This is a genomic window from Nostoc sphaeroides, from assembly GCF_003443655.1.
GTDB classification, from domain to species: Bacteria; Cyanobacteriota; Cyanobacteriia; order Cyanobacteriales; family Nostocaceae; genus Nostoc; species Nostoc sphaeroides.
The window spans coordinates 1,839,312-1,856,496 of record NZ_CP031941.1; the positions used below are offsets into that span (position 1 = coordinate 1,839,312).

General features: G+C 42.5%; 14 protein-coding genes and 2 pseudogenes. 10 read left to right on the top strand and 6 right to left on the bottom strand.

Annotated features, from left to right (window positions below; genetic code table 11):
• Positions 1-2: 2 nt before the first annotated feature.
• The 4 genes from treY to D1367_RS08385 form a co-directional block, all read right to left on the bottom strand.
• Entirely contained in the window at positions 3-2,801 is a 2,799-nt protein-coding gene (gene treY / locus D1367_RS08370; protein WP_118165622.1) for a malto-oligosyltrehalose synthase, read from the bottom strand.
• A 383-nt stretch (positions 2,802-3,184) separates the two neighbouring features.
• Positions 3,185-5,032 carry a malto-oligosyltrehalose trehalohydrolase gene (gene treZ / locus D1367_RS08375; RefSeq protein ID WP_118171227.1) on the bottom strand — a complete coding sequence of 616 codons (1,848 nt, stop codon included), beginning with the start codon at positions 5,030-5,032 and terminating at the stop codon, positions 3,185-3,187.
• Between the two features lie 299 nt (positions 5,033-5,331).
• Entirely contained in the window at positions 5,332-5,733 is a 402-nt protein-coding gene (locus D1367_RS08380; protein ID WP_118165624.1) for a thiol-disulfide oxidoreductase DCC family protein, read from the bottom strand.
• A 136-nt stretch (positions 5,734-5,869) separates the two neighbouring features.
• The gene (locus D1367_RS08385) at positions 5,870-6,475 is read right to left on the bottom strand and encodes a Uma2 family endonuclease (protein WP_118165626.1); all 606 of its coding nucleotides are present in this window, start codon (positions 6,473-6,475) and stop codon (positions 5,870-5,872) included.
• Between the two features lie 477 nt (positions 6,476-6,952).
• Between D1367_RS08385 and D1367_RS08390 the strand changes: the two are divergent.
• The 9 genes and pseudogenes from D1367_RS08390 to D1367_RS08430 form a co-directional block, all read left to right on the top strand.
• Positions 6,953-8,027, top strand: a pseudogene (locus tag D1367_RS08390) (aldo/keto reductase).
• Positions 8,028-8,143: 116 nt separating this feature from the next.
• The gene (gene dps, locus D1367_RS08395; protein ID WP_118165628.1) at positions 8,144-8,716 is read left to right on the top strand and encodes a DNA starvation/stationary phase protection protein Dps; all 573 of its coding nucleotides are present in this window, start codon (positions 8,144-8,146) and stop codon (positions 8,714-8,716) included.
• A 303-nt stretch (positions 8,717-9,019) separates the two neighbouring features.
• The gene (locus D1367_RS08400; protein WP_118165630.1) at positions 9,020-9,736 is read left to right on the top strand and encodes a pirin family protein; all 717 of its coding nucleotides are present in this window, start codon (positions 9,020-9,022) and stop codon (positions 9,734-9,736) included.
• A 123-nt stretch (positions 9,737-9,859) separates the two neighbouring features.
• Positions 9,860-10,483, top strand: coding sequence for a hypothetical protein (locus D1367_RS08405; RefSeq protein WP_118171231.1), 624 nt, complete (start codon positions 9,860-9,862; stop codon positions 10,481-10,483).
• Between the two features lie 12 nt (positions 10,484-10,495).
• Positions 10,496-11,218 carry a class I SAM-dependent methyltransferase gene (locus tag D1367_RS08410; RefSeq protein WP_118165632.1) on the top strand — a complete coding sequence of 241 codons (723 nt, stop codon included), beginning with the start codon at positions 10,496-10,498 and terminating at the stop codon, positions 11,216-11,218.
• A 153-nt stretch (positions 11,219-11,371) separates the two neighbouring features.
• Positions 11,372-11,902, top strand: coding sequence for a hypothetical protein (locus D1367_RS08415; protein ID WP_181985108.1), 531 nt, complete (start codon positions 11,372-11,374; stop codon positions 11,900-11,902).
• Positions 11,903-12,006: 104 nt separating this feature from the next.
• On the top strand, positions 12,007-12,321 hold the full coding sequence (locus D1367_RS08420; protein WP_181985109.1) for a hypothetical protein: 315 nt from the start codon (positions 12,007-12,009) through the stop codon (positions 12,319-12,321).
• Positions 12,311-12,688 (top strand): pentapeptide repeat-containing protein, encoded by a 378-nt coding sequence (locus tag D1367_RS08425; RefSeq protein WP_118165634.1) that lies wholly within the window; start codon positions 12,311-12,313, stop codon positions 12,686-12,688. The genes D1367_RS08420 and D1367_RS08425 overlap by 11 nt, the downstream gene beginning before the upstream one ends.
• Positions 12,689-12,829: 141 nt before the next feature.
• A pseudogene (locus D1367_RS08430) lies at positions 12,830-12,988 on the top strand (IS701 family transposase); the annotation flags it as partial.
• Between the two features lie 380 nt (positions 12,989-13,368).
• Here D1367_RS08430 and D1367_RS08435 read toward each other — a convergent pair.
• Positions 13,369-13,728, bottom strand: a complete 360-nt coding sequence (locus tag D1367_RS08435) for a Rieske (2Fe-2S) protein (RefSeq protein ID WP_118165636.1) — start codon at positions 13,726-13,728, stop codon at positions 13,369-13,371.
• 327 nt (positions 13,729-14,055) lie between these two features.
• Positions 14,056-14,640: a hypothetical protein gene (locus D1367_RS08440; RefSeq protein ID WP_118165638.1), complete on the bottom strand. Its 585-nt coding sequence runs from the start codon at positions 14,638-14,640 to the stop codon at positions 14,056-14,058.
• A gap of 360 nt (positions 14,641-15,000) precedes the next feature.
• Between D1367_RS08440 and D1367_RS08445 the strand changes: the two genes are divergently transcribed.
• Entirely contained in the window at positions 15,001-16,989 is a 1,989-nt protein-coding gene (locus D1367_RS08445) for a S8 family serine peptidase (protein WP_118165640.1), read from the top strand.
• Positions 16,990-17,185: the final 196 nt, after the last annotated feature.

Consider the following 17,185-nt stretch of genomic DNA (forward strand, 5'->3'; position numbering starts at 1 on the left):
TTTTACTCGGCAGTACTAACTAATAGGGCGACTGGGAAATGGGCGAGGGCAGATCCGATAGATAATGTTTCTGTTGCCTGTAAGGGTTGTTGAGTGATGACGTTTTTCCAGGTGGAGGGAGTTCCAGGGGGTAATAATAGGTGTGTATCTTGCCATACTGACTCGGCTAAGGGGTTTTCTCCTGGCTGAATGAGGTTTGTTAAAAAACGAGGGGCGATCGCGATCGCTGTTTGATTGCCTTCCCGTCGCGCAAAGGCGATTATATGCTTGGCGTGGGTTCCCTGAATTTCTAATGGTAAATAATCGCCGTCCTGGAATAATGAGACATAGTTTGTTCTAGCTTGCAGTAATTGAGCCGTTAAAAACAGTTTGATTCTACCGTCGGTTTTATTACTCAGCAATTCTTGAATCAAACCTAGAGTGTCGGTTTTCGCTTGTTCGCGGATGGCGCTTAAGTAGGTGCGTCGCTGTTCAAAATCTACCGGGCGACGGTTGTCTGGATCAACTAGGCTTAGTTCCCAAAGTTCTGTTCCTTGGTATAAATCGGGTACGCCTGGGGCGGTAATCTTCAGTAGAGTTTGGGAAAGGGAATTGAAGATACCATACTCTGCAATTCGTTGTTGAAAGGGACGAAAGGCTTCTAAAAATTCGCCGGAGAGGGAAGGGTCGAGTACTTTTTCAATAAAGGAGGTACAAGCTTCTTCATACTCGCTATCAGGCCGCAACCAGGCTGTATGCACTTTCGCTTCTCGAATTGCCTTTATTATATAGTCTTTCACCCGTTCCACGAAGGATGCATGGTCTTGTTCGGCAAAGGGAAACGCCCCTACCAAGGTTTGATAGATAAAATACTCGTCGTTGCGATCGGGCATAGCGAACCCGTGGCGATGGCTACGATGTCCTCGATTCATGGCACTCCAGGTATTTACCTGCTGATCCCATTCATCGGGGATTTCTGAGAGGACGTTCAATCTGGCCCGCACATCTTCGCCGCGTTTGGTGTCGTGGGTAGCTGTGGTGTTCATTGTGTGTGGCCAGGTTTCTTGATGCTGTTTGTTAAATGCATGAAATTTGGCTAAGTCGATGCCAAAATGACCAGGATTTCCCCCGACTTCATTCAGCGACAGCAACCGATTATAAACATATAATGTGGTGTCTTCTACGCCTTTTGCCATTAATGGCCCACTGTATTGCTGCATCCGTAAGACAAAATATATCCACTGTTCGCGTTCTGTTTGAGTCAGAGAATTATCAAACTCTAGCAGCATTAACTTTTCAATAAAGGTCAGTTCGTTCTGCAATAGGGGCGCTTGTTCTTTGGCTTGATCGATTACTTCTTGAATGGTAGCGCGATCGCTTTCTCCAATTCCATCGGGTGTAATGTAGGTACGGTAAATCGGGAACAGTGTCAAAACTTCGGCGATCGCTCTTTTTAATCCATTCAGTGTAAAATCATTGCCATAGCGATATTTGCTGGAAACGTTCTTTAATAAAAGTGCCAGATTGTCAATATCACCTGCTAAATTCTTTTCTAAAATCAGGTGCTTTTTATCCTTCACTACTGAGGTATAATCTACTCTAGAACTAATAAAGTTCTGGTAAATTTTATCGAAGGATGATTCATTTTCAACTTGACAAAATACACCATTTACATAGTTGAGAAAGTCATAACCAGACGTTCCTTCAATTTCCCAGTTTTCCGGCAATTCTTCGGTGAGTTCTAAAATCTTCTCGACGGTGATATAAACATCTCCCATCTTTTCCCGCAGCCTTTCGAGATACTGGATTGGGTTATAAAGTCCATCAATATGGTCAATCCGTAAACCAGTAAATTTGCCTTCTTCAACCAGCTTTTGAATTAGGCTGTGGGTATTATTAAAAACCCGCACTTCTTCAACTTTAACGGAAATCAATTCATTGACAGTAAAGAAACGGCGATAGTTCATTTCTTCCGCGCCAACTTTCCAGAAGGCGAGGCGGTAAAATTGATCCTTGAGTAAATCATCTAAGAGGTTAAAGCTTTCGGAATTACCGGGTTCTCCGTTAAAAGTTTTGATATTTTCATCAACGAACTCACGGATAGCATCGTTTGTGGTGTAGAGTTCCCAAACTAATCCTTTAATAAAGGCGATTTGGTCTTGTCGCTGTTTTCCGGCAACTTCTGAAGGCACACTTTTGAGAATGTAGAGAATCCCCAATAGCTTAATAAAATCGGGATGATTGCGTCCTAGTGTGCGGGTGAGTTTACCTAAATTATGAGTGATAAATTTTGTGTAAGATTCTAACCGCAGTGGCAGTTTCAAGCTGTAATAGTTGACGGTTAAACCGTTTTGTTCGTATTGCAGTTGAATGTGTCCGTTTTCTAGGGATGTACCATAGAAATCTCCTAAGAGAGGAGCGAGAATTCGCTCTTGGCGATCGCCAAAGGGAGCATTCCAAGAAAGATCGAAGTAGTCGGTATAGCTGGAATCTGGGCCGTGTTCCAATACGTCCATCAAGTAATCGTTTTCGCTGCTATAAGCCATGTGGTTGGGCACTATATCTTGTAACCAGCCCATACCAAGGGATTGAACTTCAGCAACTAATGCATCAAAGGATTCATTAGTTCCCAGTTCTGGGTTAAGTTGAGTGGCATCTACTATATCGTAGCCGTGGGTACTCCCGGATCTTGCTTTGAAAATCGGGGAAGCATACAAATCGGAAATACCTAAATCTGCTAGATAAGCTGCGATCGCTTTGGCGTTGTCAAAGCCAAACTGAGGTGTAAATTGGATACGGTAAGTGGCGGTAGGAATTCGCATATTTTTTTTGAGTGGGGAATGAGGAGAGACGCGATGTAGATGGGGAGAGACGCGATGAATCGCGTCTGTACAAAGTGGGGAGTGAGGGGGATGTGGTTCGACTTCGCTCACCAACCGGGAGATGGGGGAGTTTGAGCCTTTTTGCTCGGACGTTGAGCCTTTTTGCTCGGACGTTGAGCCTTTTTACTCGGACGTTGAGCCTTTTTACTCGGACGTTGAGCCTTTTTACTCGAACGTTGAGCCTTTTTACTCGAACGTTGAGCCTTTTTGCTCGAACGTTGAGCCTTTTTACTCGGACGTTGAGCCTTTTTACTCGGACGTTGAGCCTTTTTACTTAAACGTTGAGGTTATGAGGCTGAAACTTTAAGTTTTAACTTTCCCTCTTATCCTTTTTCATAGAGGACTAAACTAGTAGGTTGCAATTTCACTTCTTGACCTACAGAAAGATGTTCCGCAGCTTCAGAACCATGTCCAGACCATGAGGTATCAGCAGAGTCTAACAATTTATTAGCATTTTGCTCAAACGGCAAATTCACTGTCACTGGAGACGAATTGAAGTTCATCACAAATATTAGTTCACTGGATTCGCACCAACGGCGCACTATTACCAACTGCTTCTCTTCATCGCTAGTCGCTTGGATAGAGTTGCGCTCTTGATTCAAAAGTGCTGGATGCGTCTTGCGGAAATTAATTAACTGGCGATACCAATCCCACAGAACTTTGTGCTTACCGTTATTACGTAATTCCCAATTAAGTTTAGACTTTAGGAAAGTTTCTGCCGATTCGGGATCTGGGGGATCATCTGCATAGTGAAATGCTTCAAATTCTTCTTTGCGTCCGGCTCGCACCATTTGAATTAAATCTGGATCGGAGTGACTAACAAAGTAAATGAAGGGTGCTGTTTCACCGTATTCTTCTCCCATGAATAACAGGGGTAAATTGGGCGACAATAGCACAGCCCCAGCAGCTAACTTTAATCCCTCAAAAGAGATTCGCAAGCTGAGGCGTTCCCCTTTCATTTGGTTGCCGATTTGATCGTGATTCTGGATGCAGACAGAAAACTGTGATAAAGGGCGATCGCGGCAAGATACGCCATGAAATCGCTTACGATGTGGTGCATATTTCCAATCGTAGACAAAAGTATCTTCATAAGCTTTTGCCAACTGAGCAGTTTGCCCAAAATCTTGATAATATCCTTGGCGATCGCCTGTCAAGAGTGCGTGCAATGAATGGTGAAAATCATCACTCCACTGGGCATCAAGACTATATCCACCCAATTCTGCTGGACGAATTATTTGGGGATTATTCAGGTCACTTTCGGCAATTAAATGGCGTTTCCATTTTTGCCCTTGTTCTGAAAAATGATGAACTGCTTCCGCCAGTTCCCATAAAAAATGCTTTGCCCCCAAGTCGTAAATTGCTTGAATGGCATCCAGCCGCAATGCATCTATGTGGAAATCGCGCAACCAGTAAAGCGCATTTTCAATAAAATAATTTCGCACACCCTGACTATGAGCATCGTCGAAATTCAGCGCTTCGCCCCAAGGTGTTTTATAGGTTTTTGTAAAGTAGGGCGCGAACTGACTCATATAGTTGCCTTCTGGCCCAAAGTGGTTATACACCACATCCAGCACTACGGCAATTCCGTGTTGATGGCAAGCATTTACCAGTTGTTTCAGTTCGGCTGGGCTACCGTAAGAATTTTGCACAGCATAAGGATAAACGCCGTCATAACCCCAGTTGCGGTATGCAAGAGAAGCTTCAATATGCGTATCTCCCGGAAATTGAGAGATAGGCATGATTTCAATGGCGTTAATTCCCAGTTCTTTCAAATCCGGTAAACGGGGAATAATCGCAGTGAAAGTTCCTTCAGGCGTGAAAGTCCCAACGTGAACTTCATAAAAAATCATCGACTCTACAGGAATCCCAGCCCACCCTTCATCTGTCCACTCAAACTGTTGATCGACAATTTGCGACGGCCCATGTACCCCTTCTGGTTGATACTGCGACGCAGGATCAGCAAAAGCGTCTTGCCCATTTAAGACATACCGATAAAGCGTACCTGGATATACATCGTTAACCTTCGTTTGCCAGTATCCCTCAGACTGAGGCTTGAGCGGAATTAACTGCTGTTCTGGCGTCAAAATTTGTACAGTGACGCTCTCTAATAGCGGAGACCAAACTGTAAATTCACACTCTCCGTCACCCAAGTAGTTAGCACCTATTCTCACGCAGTATCCTCCCATCAGTTCCAGTTTGTTGTGCCGAATCATGGCGCGATCGCAAATGTCATGGATTGCACAATATTTACAAACACGCCAGATAGCATAATGGTTGGTCTACCGAGCTTTTAGCTAGCACCTGGAGGCGGATTTTTTACGAGAATAAATTCTCTCTAATGACAAATTCAGTTGTGAAGCAGACAGGGCAATAAGTTTTGGTTAAGGTTTTTTGATGAAAATTTTAGATCACAAATCCGCGATTCATCGCGTCTGATTATTGTAGAGACGGCGATTCATCGCGTCTTGTCTTAATTGCAGTTCCCATCCACACAGTACGACGATTGATATGTATTAGAACGTTTACCAAAGATTGCATAGCGATTATCGCGGATTTGTTCGTAAAAGCGATCGCCTGCCCATTTCATCCCAGGTAAGGCTCGATAAGCGTCTACAAATATACTTCCTGCTGGCAATAATCGCCCAATTTCTTCAGCCGCGTTACTACCTTGCCAACGTCTCTGAGGATCGTTACCATCAATTAAAATCACTCCCTGTTCACAGTCTTGGGCTGTAATTCCCCACTGTAAAAGTGTTTGCTCATCTTGCATAGGACTGTAGCGAAATAGCTTTCCTTGGTCTAAGGTTTCTAGCGATCGCACTAAGGTAACGCAGAGATTACAATTCCCGTCGTAGATTACGTAGTAATTCATAAAAATAACTGAGTTGGCAGATGTGTATAAATACAACTTTGGTATTCTAGCTTAGAAAACCTTAGCGATCGCTCTTACCTCAGTAATGCAGTGCTAAATAATCCGATCTACCTCAGTCAAAACAAAATTTAATTTGTTAAATATGCATAATGTCGTCTAGCTTAAGTTGTAAATTTGGCAAGAGTTCAGACGAAATAGTATCTCCTAAGCGATATTGTTGCTGCTCGTACACACCGTTAACTAACTGACAAACAGTGAATGTGGGTTGTTTCGGATTGCCAATAAATTGCAAACCACCCAAACCACGAAAATCTACAATCCAATATTCTGGAATGTTAAGAAAAGCGTATTCTTCCACTTTTCTTGCATAATCATCTTGCCAATTTGTACTTACAACTTCAGCAACAAGTTTAATAGTACTGCCGTTACAAATAATAGGTTCTTTTTGCCAAAGCGGTTCTTTATTAACTTCTGCTTTATCTAAAACAATTACATCAGGACGCAGCGCTGTAGCTTCAGCCGCAGGTGGTTTAATCAAACAAGTTTTTGGAATTAGCCAGTTTAAATTAGAATTAAAAATTTCGATATAGATTCTACCAGCAATACTACCTGCAACAGCTTCGTGTGGCCCTGTAGGTTCCATGTCTCTTAGTTGTCCGTCGATTAATTCGTAGCGTGTATTGTCAGCATATTGGATTATAAATTCCTCAAAGGTAAGTAGTTTGGGCGAGGTGTAGGTCATTATGTCTTGTTTTGATTTGGACTTTGGCTTATTGTAGCGACTGCCGTTGCCAAGTACAAAAAAGGTGGGTTAATTTTTGGAAGCGATCGCATTTAGATAAGTAGTCGGACAAAAATATTTACAGTCATTGCGAGCGTTCGCGTTAGCGTCTCGAAGAGAAGCGAAGCAATCCCAGCCCTTGCGATTGCTTCATTCCGCTTCGCTCCATTCGCAATGACATTGTGTAATTAATTCTGTCTGACTACTTAAAGTAATTCGTAATTCGTAATTCGTAATTCGTAATTAAGTTTTGTAATGGGGATTTAACCCCAACACAAAACTTGCCGGTTTTAGAACCGGGGGACTTAAACCCACGGAACTAGTTAATACGATAATACAAATACTAAAAAGCTTGTCCACAAACATTGCCCCCTGTTTCCAGTTATCATGCCTTTGGAATGGTATTTGCTTAGTTTTTTCATTAATGAGAAAATATTTATGAGATACAAACTCTTGGGCAAAAGCGGGTTAAGAGTCTCTGAACTCTCCTTGGGAACCATGACCTTTGGTGAAGATTGGGGTTGGGGTGCATCTGTTGACGAAAGTCGTAAAATCTTTGATAGCTATGTAGAAGCAGGGGGAAATTTCATTGACACCGCCAACGGTTATACCGATGGTAGCAGTGAAAAAATTGTCGGCGAGTTGATTGGCTTAGAACGGGAACGCTTTGTAGTTGCGACAAAATATTCCTTTCCCTTGCAGATGAATAACAAAAAGGGCGACCCTAACGCCAGTGGAAACCATCGCAAAAATTTAATTCAGTCTTTAGAAGGTAGCTTGAAACGACTCAATACCGATTACATTGATTTATTCTGGTTACACGCTTGGGATTTTACAACACCTATTGAAGAAGTATTGCGTAGGCGTAGCCCGCCGTAGGCATCGCTTGATGATGTAGTCCGTCAAGGTAAAGTACTTTACATCGGTATTTCTGACACACCCGCTTGGATCGTTTCCCAAGCAAATACCATCGCCCAATACCAAGGATGGACGCAATTTGTCGCCCTGCAAATTGAGTATAGTTTAATTCAACGAACCCCAGAACGTGACTTGCTACCGATGGCTAAAGCCTTAGATTTAGCAGTAACACCGTGGTCGCCTTTAGGTGGTGGTGTGCTGACAGGTAAGTATAATCAGCCTCCTCAAGCAGGCGATGAACAAGGAAGATTAGCAAATGCAGCATTAGGAACTATTTCAGAACGGAATTTAGCGAATCGCTCAAGTTGTCAGTGAAGTTGCAGCTCAAATTGGACACACACCTTCACAGGTAGCATTAGCTTGGTTACACGCTCAAAATGGTGTGATTATTCCGATAATTGGGGCACGTAAATTAACGCAGTTTCAAGATAACTTAGCTTCTTTAGATATCACCCTCTCGCCAGAACATTTGCAACGTTTAAATGAAGTGAGTCAAATTGAACTGGGTTTTCCCCATGACTTTTTACACAATGATCTTATTCGCGATCGCCTTTTCGGTGGTACATTTAATACCATAGAAAATCATCGGATCTAACTAATAGTAATAAACAGTAACACATTCAGGCATTAATTCAATCCATCGTCAGAGAGTTTCGCCAAGCCTTGCAATTCTGTAGAGTTAGATATAAAAGGCATTAACAACGTAGAATCATGAGCGACAACAGCATTACATCACGTTTGTACCCTACCCGCATTGACATTCCCGCCGAAGCGCGAGTGGAAATAGTGGTACTTCTCAACCAAACTTTGGCTGCTACTTCAGATTTGAAAACCCAAGCAAAGCAAGCGCACTGGAATGTTAAAGGTACTGACTTTTACCAGTTACACTTATTATTTGATGAACTTGCTGGGGAATTAGAAGGATACATCGATATGGTCGCTGAACGCGTTACAGCTTTAGGCGGATACGCTTTTGGAACAGCCCGCGCCGCAGCTAGTAATTCAATTTTGCCAGAATATCCCTTAGATATTTTGGATGGTAAAGATCATGTAACAGCCTTGTCAGATCGTTATGCACTCTATGGTAAACATATTAGAGAAGCGATCGATAAAACTGATGAATTAGGCGACCTCGATACCGCCGACCTTTACACCGAAATTTCTCGCACTATTGACAAACGACTCTGGTTCTTAGAAGCTCATCTACAAGTAGCAGAAATTAAGGCAGAGAATGGCAAAACGGCTACTACTAAAACTCAAAAGATCCCTGCTGGTGTAAAATAAGCACTTTTGATAAAAGTAGTCTTTCGTAAATCTAATAGTATCTTTTTGGTAAGTACGTCACTTTTAAGTGCGTACTTTTCATTTTTATGTATATACTTTACTATTGAAATAGTTCAAAACTAGGTCGAAAAACTTTAGAATATCTTCGACAAGCGATACATCAAGATTAATACTTCAACTTCAATAAGCTGTCGGTTAGTGAAAAAGCATCTAATTCTATTCTGGTTCCAAACCCCTAATTCCAAACTCCTAACTCCTAACTCCTAACTCTAACTAAATACTCATTAACAACGAGGTAAATATATGTCTCAAAATACAATTACCCATCTAATTCACGATCGCAACGCTCGTGGTCACGCTAAAATGGGCTGGCTCGATAGTTATCACACATTTTCCTTCGGTAGTTTTTACGATCCCAACCGCATGGGATTTCGCTCTCTGCGAGTGATTAACGACGATCGCATCGCCCCCGGTGCTGGATTCCCTACCCACAGCCATCGTGACATGGAAATCCTCACTTATGTCTTAGAAGGTGCTGTAGAGCATAAAGACAGCTTGGGTACTGGATCGGTGATTCGCCCTGGTGATGCACAGATTATGAGCGCTGGAACTGGAATCAGTCACAGTGAATTTAATCCTTCGCCAACTGAACCACTACACCTGCTACAAATCTGGATTCTTCCCGATCGAGAAGGAATAACGCCAAGATACGAACAAAAAGCTTTTCCTCTCGAAGAAAAGCGCGGTAAACTTCGCTTAATTGCCTCTAAAGATGGGCGTGATGGTGCTGTGACAATTCACCAAGATGTTGAGTTATATACATCTATTTTAGAGTCAGGCGATGTTGTTAATTATCAAGTTAAACGCGATCGCTATGCCTGGTTACAAATAGCCCAAGGTATAGTTAACTTAAATGGCGAGGAACTCAGAGCCGGCGATGGTGTACAAATCAACGGCGAAGAACAGCTAGAAATTAGCACCAACATCGGCGGTGAAATCTTGCTTTTCGATTTAGGCTAATTTAAAGTCTGTTTGCTGAAAGGCTAGCTTGTAGGGTGGGCATTCTAATGTCTACCCTACAGTCATTTATATTGTCTGCACAACTGTTAGAGTTAACTTAATAAATCATTGAGGATGTTGCAGATGGCATACAGTGATTTCACACTTGCCAAAGTTCGAGAGACTTTTCAACTTCTAATTGATGAAAAGCGCAATCTTTTCAAGGATGTGTCGCCTATTCAACCTTCCGCCGCTTTAACAACGCTCTTAGAAGAATATATTCAACTAGCAACTGCTATTAACACTGAAAAAGCCCGCTCAGAATTACTAATTATGCCAGTTCTCACGGAAGTTAGACGGCAGTTAAATTATCAAATATCACTGTTTTCTGGCACAGACTTTGATGTAGATAGTAGTAAAGGATTGAATGGATTTTGTGATTTCATTCTCTGTGGTTCTGAAGAACAGTTTTACATTCAAGCGCCTATACTTACAATTGTTGAGGCCAAAAATGAAAATATCAAAAGTGGTTTAGGACAATGTATTGCCACTATGATAGCTGCCCAATTATTCAATCACAATACTCAACAAGAAGTTAAGATAATATATGGCGTTGTCACCAGTGGAACTAACTGGCGATTTTTAATGTTGGAAGGACTAACAGCATACATTGATATAATGGAATACTATATTAGTGATGTTAACAAGATTCTTGGCATTCTATTGCAACCATTTCAATCTGCTTTACTACAAACATCAGTTCAGTAAAATAAATAACGAATGTCTAAAAAGTCCGATTCGCAGTTCCAAAATCTCTTTAGTTCACCCAAATCAAGCAACTGGGACGAAAGATTAGCCCAAATAGCCTATCGCTTTAACCGAGAGTATCAACGTGAAACCTTTGAACTCCCAGCAGAAGTACAGGCGATGCCGATATTTGGCGAGTGGATTGGAGGTAGTTTCTCAGGAAGAATTGCTTCGCCTTTTTGGGAAATTGCTGAACCTAAAAAGAACCAGCACTGTTTAGATATAGGCTGTGGTATCAGCTTTTTAATTTATCCTTGGCGCGATTGGCAAGCATTTTTTCATGGGCAAGAAATCAGTAATGTGGCACGGGATACCCTTAATTCTCGTGGGCCACAGTTGAATTCTAAGCTGTTCAAAGGTGTTGAATTGGGAGCCGCTCATCAGTTAAACTATTCAGCAGAGCAATTTGATATTGCGATCGCCACAGGATTTAGCTGCTATTTTCCCCTCGAATACTGGAATGCTGTACTAGCAGAAGTCAAGCGCGTATTAAAACCAGGTGGACATTTTGTGTTTGACGTTCTCAATCCAGAACAGCCTCTAGCAGAAGATTGGGCAGTTTTGGAAACTTATTTAGGTGCTGAGGTGTTTTTAGAGCCTGTAGCTGAGTGGGAAAAAACGATTAAGGCGGCTGGTGGTAAAGTCGTAACGCACAAATCAGGGGAATTATTCGAGTTGTATAAGGTGCGGTTGTGAACTACTCCTAGTTGCCTTTTCCTGTCGGAGACGCTGCGCGAACGGCTCAACAGTGTTATCGCCTGTAAAACTTGGCTTAAAGATAGCCTTGACCCGGAAAACATGTCAGATTACTTGAATAAGTACCAAAAGTCTGACAGGAAAACTATTCTAATGAGAATTTGGACTACTACTGCTGTGCTAGTTTTTTCTTGGCTAATATTTGGGGTCATAGGTTCTAAGCCAATCAACGCTACTTCTGTTTTGGTAGAAAATGTTATCTCATCTCCTGCGCCAACGAATACAAAACAGATTACTGTTAGTAACACCGAGTTCGGGCTGAAGAGAGTTGACTCCAAAGGTAACGTTACCATTTTGCGGACAACAAGAGTGCCACTTCAGGAAGGAAACGCCTACGGATGGCGGATTAAACTCAAAGACTACCAAGGTGAAGTGAAATGGCGCGAAGTCTTGCATTTACCAAAACCTCCAGAAACTTGGGGTACAGATAACGGTGAAGACTTCTCAATATCAGCAGATGGCACTACATCTGTGACACGACGCACACAGTCGGCTCCAGACGGTGTGATTGAGAATTTTTGGACGATCGCTCCTGGCGATCCCCTTGGTAAGCATAGAATAGAGGTCTATATTGATGACCGTTTGATCGGTACTTTCAAGTTTGAACTTATTCCAGTCAAGTAGAGCCAAAGAAAAGGCCTGCTCTAAGGAATATTTTTTTATTTGGAAGTCCCTTAAGCTGAAGAGTATCTTAGAGGTAGAAGTTTGATTTTTGTTAGGTGGCGATCGTGAATACAGAGGAATTCCTGCGATTGATGGAAAAGCAGCGCCCATGTCCTCAGACACTTCCAAAAGGTCTGCAAGCAATGTGGCATGACAAGAAAGGTGATTGGAACAAAGCTCATGAAATAGTTCAGAATGCCAGTGATGCTGATAGTGCCTGGGTTCATGCTTACCTGCACCACAAAGAAGGCGATTTGAACAATGCCCATTTCTGGTATCGTCGCAGTGGTCAGCCAGAGTTTTTAGGAGAACTAAGCCAGGAATGGGAACAAATAACTTCTGTATTACTAACGAAGGTGAACGGGACGCATGAATGCTGAGGAATTAAAACGACGTTTTGCCGCAGGAGAAAGATATTTTCCAGCCGTCAATTTGAGTAGGGACAAGCTGATTGGAGCCTATTTGCCTGGAATCAATTTATGGGGTTCTGACTTGAGTGGAGCAAACTTAGCTAAAGCTAAACTCTGGGGAGCAGATTTGAGTAGAGCCAACTTAGCCAAAGCAAACTTGACCAGAGCTAATTTGAGCGGTGTAAAACTGAATGAAGCAAATCTTCGGGGAGCAAAACTCAACTATGCTAAGTTGTATGGAGCGAATCTGACCGGCGCTTACTACGATAACAGCACGCGGTTTTCTAGAGGTTTTGACCCCATCAGTCAAAATATGCATTTCGTCACATCTAACTAAAAAACATTAATAACTCGTCTTCTCTCTGGCACTCTTTAACCAGTCTCTTGCACTCCTCATAAGTACCGAGAGCTTCTTCTGAGGAGTGCAGGTACAATCTCATATTTCCAGCATCCAGCCAAAGCGCAATCTATGAGTTAGATCCTTGTTTTTTGTGCATATACTTTTATTCTTTGGCATCAGATGACTGGTGGCTTGAGACGAAGATGGGCTTCTAAACCTTTGAACACTTTTACTGAAGCAATAGATGCCTTTAGAACGGCTATGTCTTATCGATTTTTTGAATGGTTGACCGAATAATTCGTAATTCGTAATTCGTAATTCGTAATTAAAAATTACTAAATTAATTATTAATTAATTCATTCTGGGTACAGAGCCACCTAATTTTAATTATGAAAAAGAAAAAAATGCGTAGCATCTTTACTACAAGCCCCAGCCTAAAATGCATGGGGTAATAATTACGAATTACGAATTAACAATTACGAATTATTGTGACCCATCGTGACGTATTTGCTGCTTACAAAGCTAGTTTGGGCTACATCTGGGCTTAATTTTCGTTTAAGTCCCAATAGTTGCATTGTGAGAAAAACCCCAGCTAAACTTATCGGCTGGGGTTTTTGTCGCTTAACTCCTAAAAAATAGATAGGCTAATATATTCCAAGAAATTCCGGGAGAGGGCGCTATTCCTCTTGAACATCAACCCAGATGCTACCTTCTTCCACACGAATAGGAAATACTGGCAATGCTTTTGGTGACGAAACCAACGAGAGTACCTTACCTACACCAGGTGGCCAGGAACACCAGTCTTGTACTTCACCAGTCCGCAGGTCAAAAGCACTGTGATGGAAGCTACAAACAATTGCCCCATTTTCGTTAATTTTCCCACTTTTCAGCGGTAATTTTAAGTGGGGACAGGTGTTATCTACGGCATAAAGCTGATTTTCGTGATTTAAAACCAGAATTTTCCGGTTGCCAACTTTCACCACTTGTCGCGTACCTGGGGAAAGTGCTTCGACTGCAAGAACTTTAGTCCAACTCATTAGGTTCTCCTCTCCTAATTAATCTGCTTTCAGTTTCTCGCAATTGTGACCACTGCGATCGCCTTTCAGTAGTAGGGAGTGCAAAAGGTTATACCATTTTGGATTTTGGACTTTCCTGCGGAACGCTACGCGAACGGCTACGCTCAGTCGAACGATTTTAGATTTTGGATTGGAAAGTGCTTGGTGTCTCTGGATTTTCTCTGTCCATCTATCGCAATCATTTTAAAAATCAGACTGATAGCTTTCACCCCCGCAGCTTTTACCTCTGCTGTTCTCAGCACAGGATTGATAGGTTGATGAAAAATCTTAGGCTCATTTGCGATAAAATCAATACCCTAGTCTCAAACCTCTTTCCATAAGCATCTGAGGTTCGATATTCTCAACTTGAGGTATCGCTTCTAATTGAGGAATCCTAGCGATCGCATCAGCAATATTACCTGATTGGGCACGCAACCAAGCGGTGTGAGGTGCATAGGGAAAGCTTTCTACTATTTCGTAACCTGCTCGATTAATTACCTCTCGCTGCGACTTCACATCAACGCCTTCAGCAAAGCGGATGAAAATAAGCCCGGTTGGTACTGCTAAGGAACCATTTGGTTGTAATGTGTAAACTGGACTTAGTGTTCCCTGTTCTGATTGATTTGGTTCGCCTGGAAAAATTGCTATTTTACCATCGTTAAGTTGTAAAATTGCTCCTGTTACCAGGGTTTTAGGTTGATTGTAATGTATTGCATAATATCCAGGCTTACGAGTGTAAGATACAGCAGTACGTAGTCGTAGCCCGGTGTAGGCATCGTTGCCAACGCGAATTTGTTCAGGATACTCAGAAAAGTAATCTTTTTCAAATCTCACTTCAGAAATCAGGGGTAAAGAGTACACCTGTAGAAAATACTCTGCCGGGAAATAAAACATTTTTTCAAGTTCTAATGATGTTATAGCGTTTTTCAATGGTATGGAATACAAATTTTTCATCAGAATGCAAGCTATACGCCTTTATTCATATTGAAGATTCCTAAAGCAGCCTCACCTTGAATCCCTCTTTTACCGAAAGACGAATCGAAGGATTGTATGAACTTAGATAGATTAAATTATGCTTAAGTTATATTTTTTTATACCGTAATACACATATAACACATGAAATCAGAAGCATCCATAAACTAAACGTAAATATCAAGCGCACGCGGCAAGAACACAACGCATGATGCAGTTTTTCCCATCCCAATGCCCAATTTTTAAGATAGTAATATTTCAAATATCCCTGGAGATAAAATTATGGTTCAAGTTCGCTATGGTGGGCAGAACGGTCAACAATATGAACTTGTTATCAGTAACGAACATGTTGTAGTGCGTACCGAAAGCCGCAGTAATCTTGTCGGTGCAAGACCGTTTGAAGTCGCACCAGTGTCACCCACAGCTCGCAGTATCCTTAATCAATTCGAGTTAACAACACGGTTTCGGCAAGCGGGTGTAGAAATTTTACGAGCGAAAGTTCCGACTCAAGGTGTGGCTTTGCGCGATCGCGCCCGTGATATTCTCAACAATGAGTCTGAAGTCCAATTTGCCGGACGTGTCCTTATCGATCCAGCATCCAGTCAACCGATAATTTACACCGAAAACCTCTTCGTTAAATTCGATAACGAAGAAGAGTTAACGGTCTGCCAAAATGTCTTAGGACGTTACAGCTTAACAATTAAACGTCAACTTGAATATTCACAAAATGCTTATTTTGTCAATGCCCCTACAAATACTGGTATAGCCGTCTTTGACATCGCCGAGAGACTTTTGAATGAGGAATCAGTTGAACTGTGCCATCCTGAACTAGTGCGTGAATCACGCCAACGTCAGGTTTTCCCACAGCAGTGGCATTTAAAGCAAACAACAATTAATAGTAAGGTAATTAACGCCCATGCCAACGTTGAGGCAGCTTGGAAGTTAAGCGATGGCACAGGGGCGATTATTGCAATTATCGACGACGGCGTGGATCTCGAACATGAAGAGTTCCGGTCTTCTGGAAAAATTGTTGCCCCGCGTGATGTCACACGTAAAACTGACAATCCAAGACCCGGAAACGACAATAACCACGGGACAGCTTGTGCTGGAGTAGCTTGTGGAAATGGCAACTTTGGTGCCTCTGGTGTGGCACCGGGTGCAAAACTGATGCCGATTCGTTTAGCTTCGGCGCTGGGATCGCAGGATGAAGCAGATGCTTTTGTTTGGGCGGCTCAAAATGGGGCTGATGTAATTTCTTGTAGCTGGGGGCCCTCAGACGGTGTTTGGTTTGAGCGAAACGATCCTGTACATAACCAGAAAGTACCTCTGCCTGACTCCACACGCCTTGCTATAGACTTTGCAATTAATAAGGGACGCAACGGCAAGGGCTGTGTAATTTTATTTGCGGCTGGCAATGGTAACGAAAGCGTGGATAATGATGGCTACGCCAGCTACCAAAAGGTGATTGCTGTGGCAGCTTGTAACGACTACGGCACGAGAAGCGCTTACAGTGATTTTGGTCAGGCGGTCTGGTGTGCCTTCCCCAGCAACAATGGCGACAGTTCTCAAACGCCTGGAATTTGGACAACCGATCGCTCTGGTGTAGTTGGCTATAATTCGGGTAATCGGAATCTGGGTGACGTTCCAGGTAACTACACGAACCAATTCGGCGGTACTTCCAGTGCTTGTCCAGGTGCAGCTGGTGTAGCAGCTCTAATTATTGCTAGAAACCCAAGTCTGCGTTGGGACGAAGTGCGAGATATTATTAAACGCTCTTGCGATCGCATTGATCCATCTGGAGGTAAATATGATACCAATGGTCGTAGCCCTTTCTACGGTTACGGTCGAATGAATGCTCTAAAAGCTGTAGAATTAGCCAAGCCACCTGAAACATCACCCATCAGTAGATTCCAGGCAGTGCAAGATATCCCAATTAACGACTTACAAACATCAACATTGTCGTTGGCGATCGCTACTACGGGCCTCGTGAAATCCATCAAAGTTAATGTAGACATCGAGCATACTTTTATTGGGGATCTTGTAGTTACTCTCCTTCCCCCAGTGCAAACAGGCGTACTTCCTGTAATTCTGCACGATCGCCAGGGCGGAGCTACAGATAATATTAAAACAACCTATGACGAGATAAATACCCTTAAACTTGCTGCCCTTAAAGGTAAAAATCCCCAAGGAACCTGGACTCTGGAAGTTGCAGATAAAGCTGAGGCAGATACAGGAAAAATTCGCAGTTTCACCATTGAAATCGGATTTTAAACCAAGAGACATCTCCAGAAATTAATTATGCGTTACCTGAAACCCTTGTCTTGACGGCGATTTATCGCGTCTCTTGCCTTAACCGAACCGTATTGAGGGTATTGGTTTAAGGATAATTATAGGCCAATACAGTTCAGATAAGACCAAAACACTTGTAGAGACGGCGATTTATCGCGTCTTATAGAGACGGCGATTT

Bases quoted from the DNA above. Each gene is read 5' to 3' on its own strand.
- treY (WP_118165622.1), bottom strand. From the start codon at position 2,801: ATGCGAATTCCTACCGCCACTTACCGTATCCAATTTACACCTCAGTTT.
- D1367_RS08380 (WP_118165624.1), bottom strand. From the start codon at position 5,733: ATGAATTACTACGTAATCTACGACGGGAATTGTAATCTCTGCGTTACC.
- D1367_RS08385 (WP_118165626.1), bottom strand. From the start codon at position 6,475: ATGACCTACACCTCGCCCAAACTACTTACCTTTGAGGAATTTATAATC.
- dps (WP_118165628.1), top strand. From the start codon at position 8,144: ATGAGCGACAACAGCATTACATCACGTTTGTACCCTACCCGCATTGAC.
- D1367_RS08400 (WP_118165630.1), top strand. From the start codon at position 9,020: ATGTCTCAAAATACAATTACCCATCTAATTCACGATCGCAACGCTCGT.
- D1367_RS08405 (WP_118171231.1), top strand. From the start codon at position 9,860: ATGGCATACAGTGATTTCACACTTGCCAAAGTTCGAGAGACTTTTCAA.
- D1367_RS08410 (WP_118165632.1), top strand. From the start codon at position 10,496: ATGTCTAAAAAGTCCGATTCGCAGTTCCAAAATCTCTTTAGTTCACCC.
- D1367_RS08415 (WP_181985108.1), top strand. From the start codon at position 11,372: ATGAGAATTTGGACTACTACTGCTGTGCTAGTTTTTTCTTGGCTAATA.
- D1367_RS08425 (WP_118165634.1), top strand. From the start codon at position 12,311: ATGAATGCTGAGGAATTAAAACGACGTTTTGCCGCAGGAGAAAGATAT.
- D1367_RS08435 (WP_118165636.1), bottom strand. From the start codon at position 13,728: ATGAGTTGGACTAAAGTTCTTGCAGTCGAAGCACTTTCCCCAGGTACG.
- D1367_RS08440 (WP_118165638.1), bottom strand. From the start codon at position 14,640: ATGTTTTATTTCCCGGCAGAGTATTTTCTACAGGTGTACTCTTTACCC.
- D1367_RS08445 (WP_118165640.1), top strand. From the start codon at position 15,001: ATGGTTCAAGTTCGCTATGGTGGGCAGAACGGTCAACAATATGAACTT.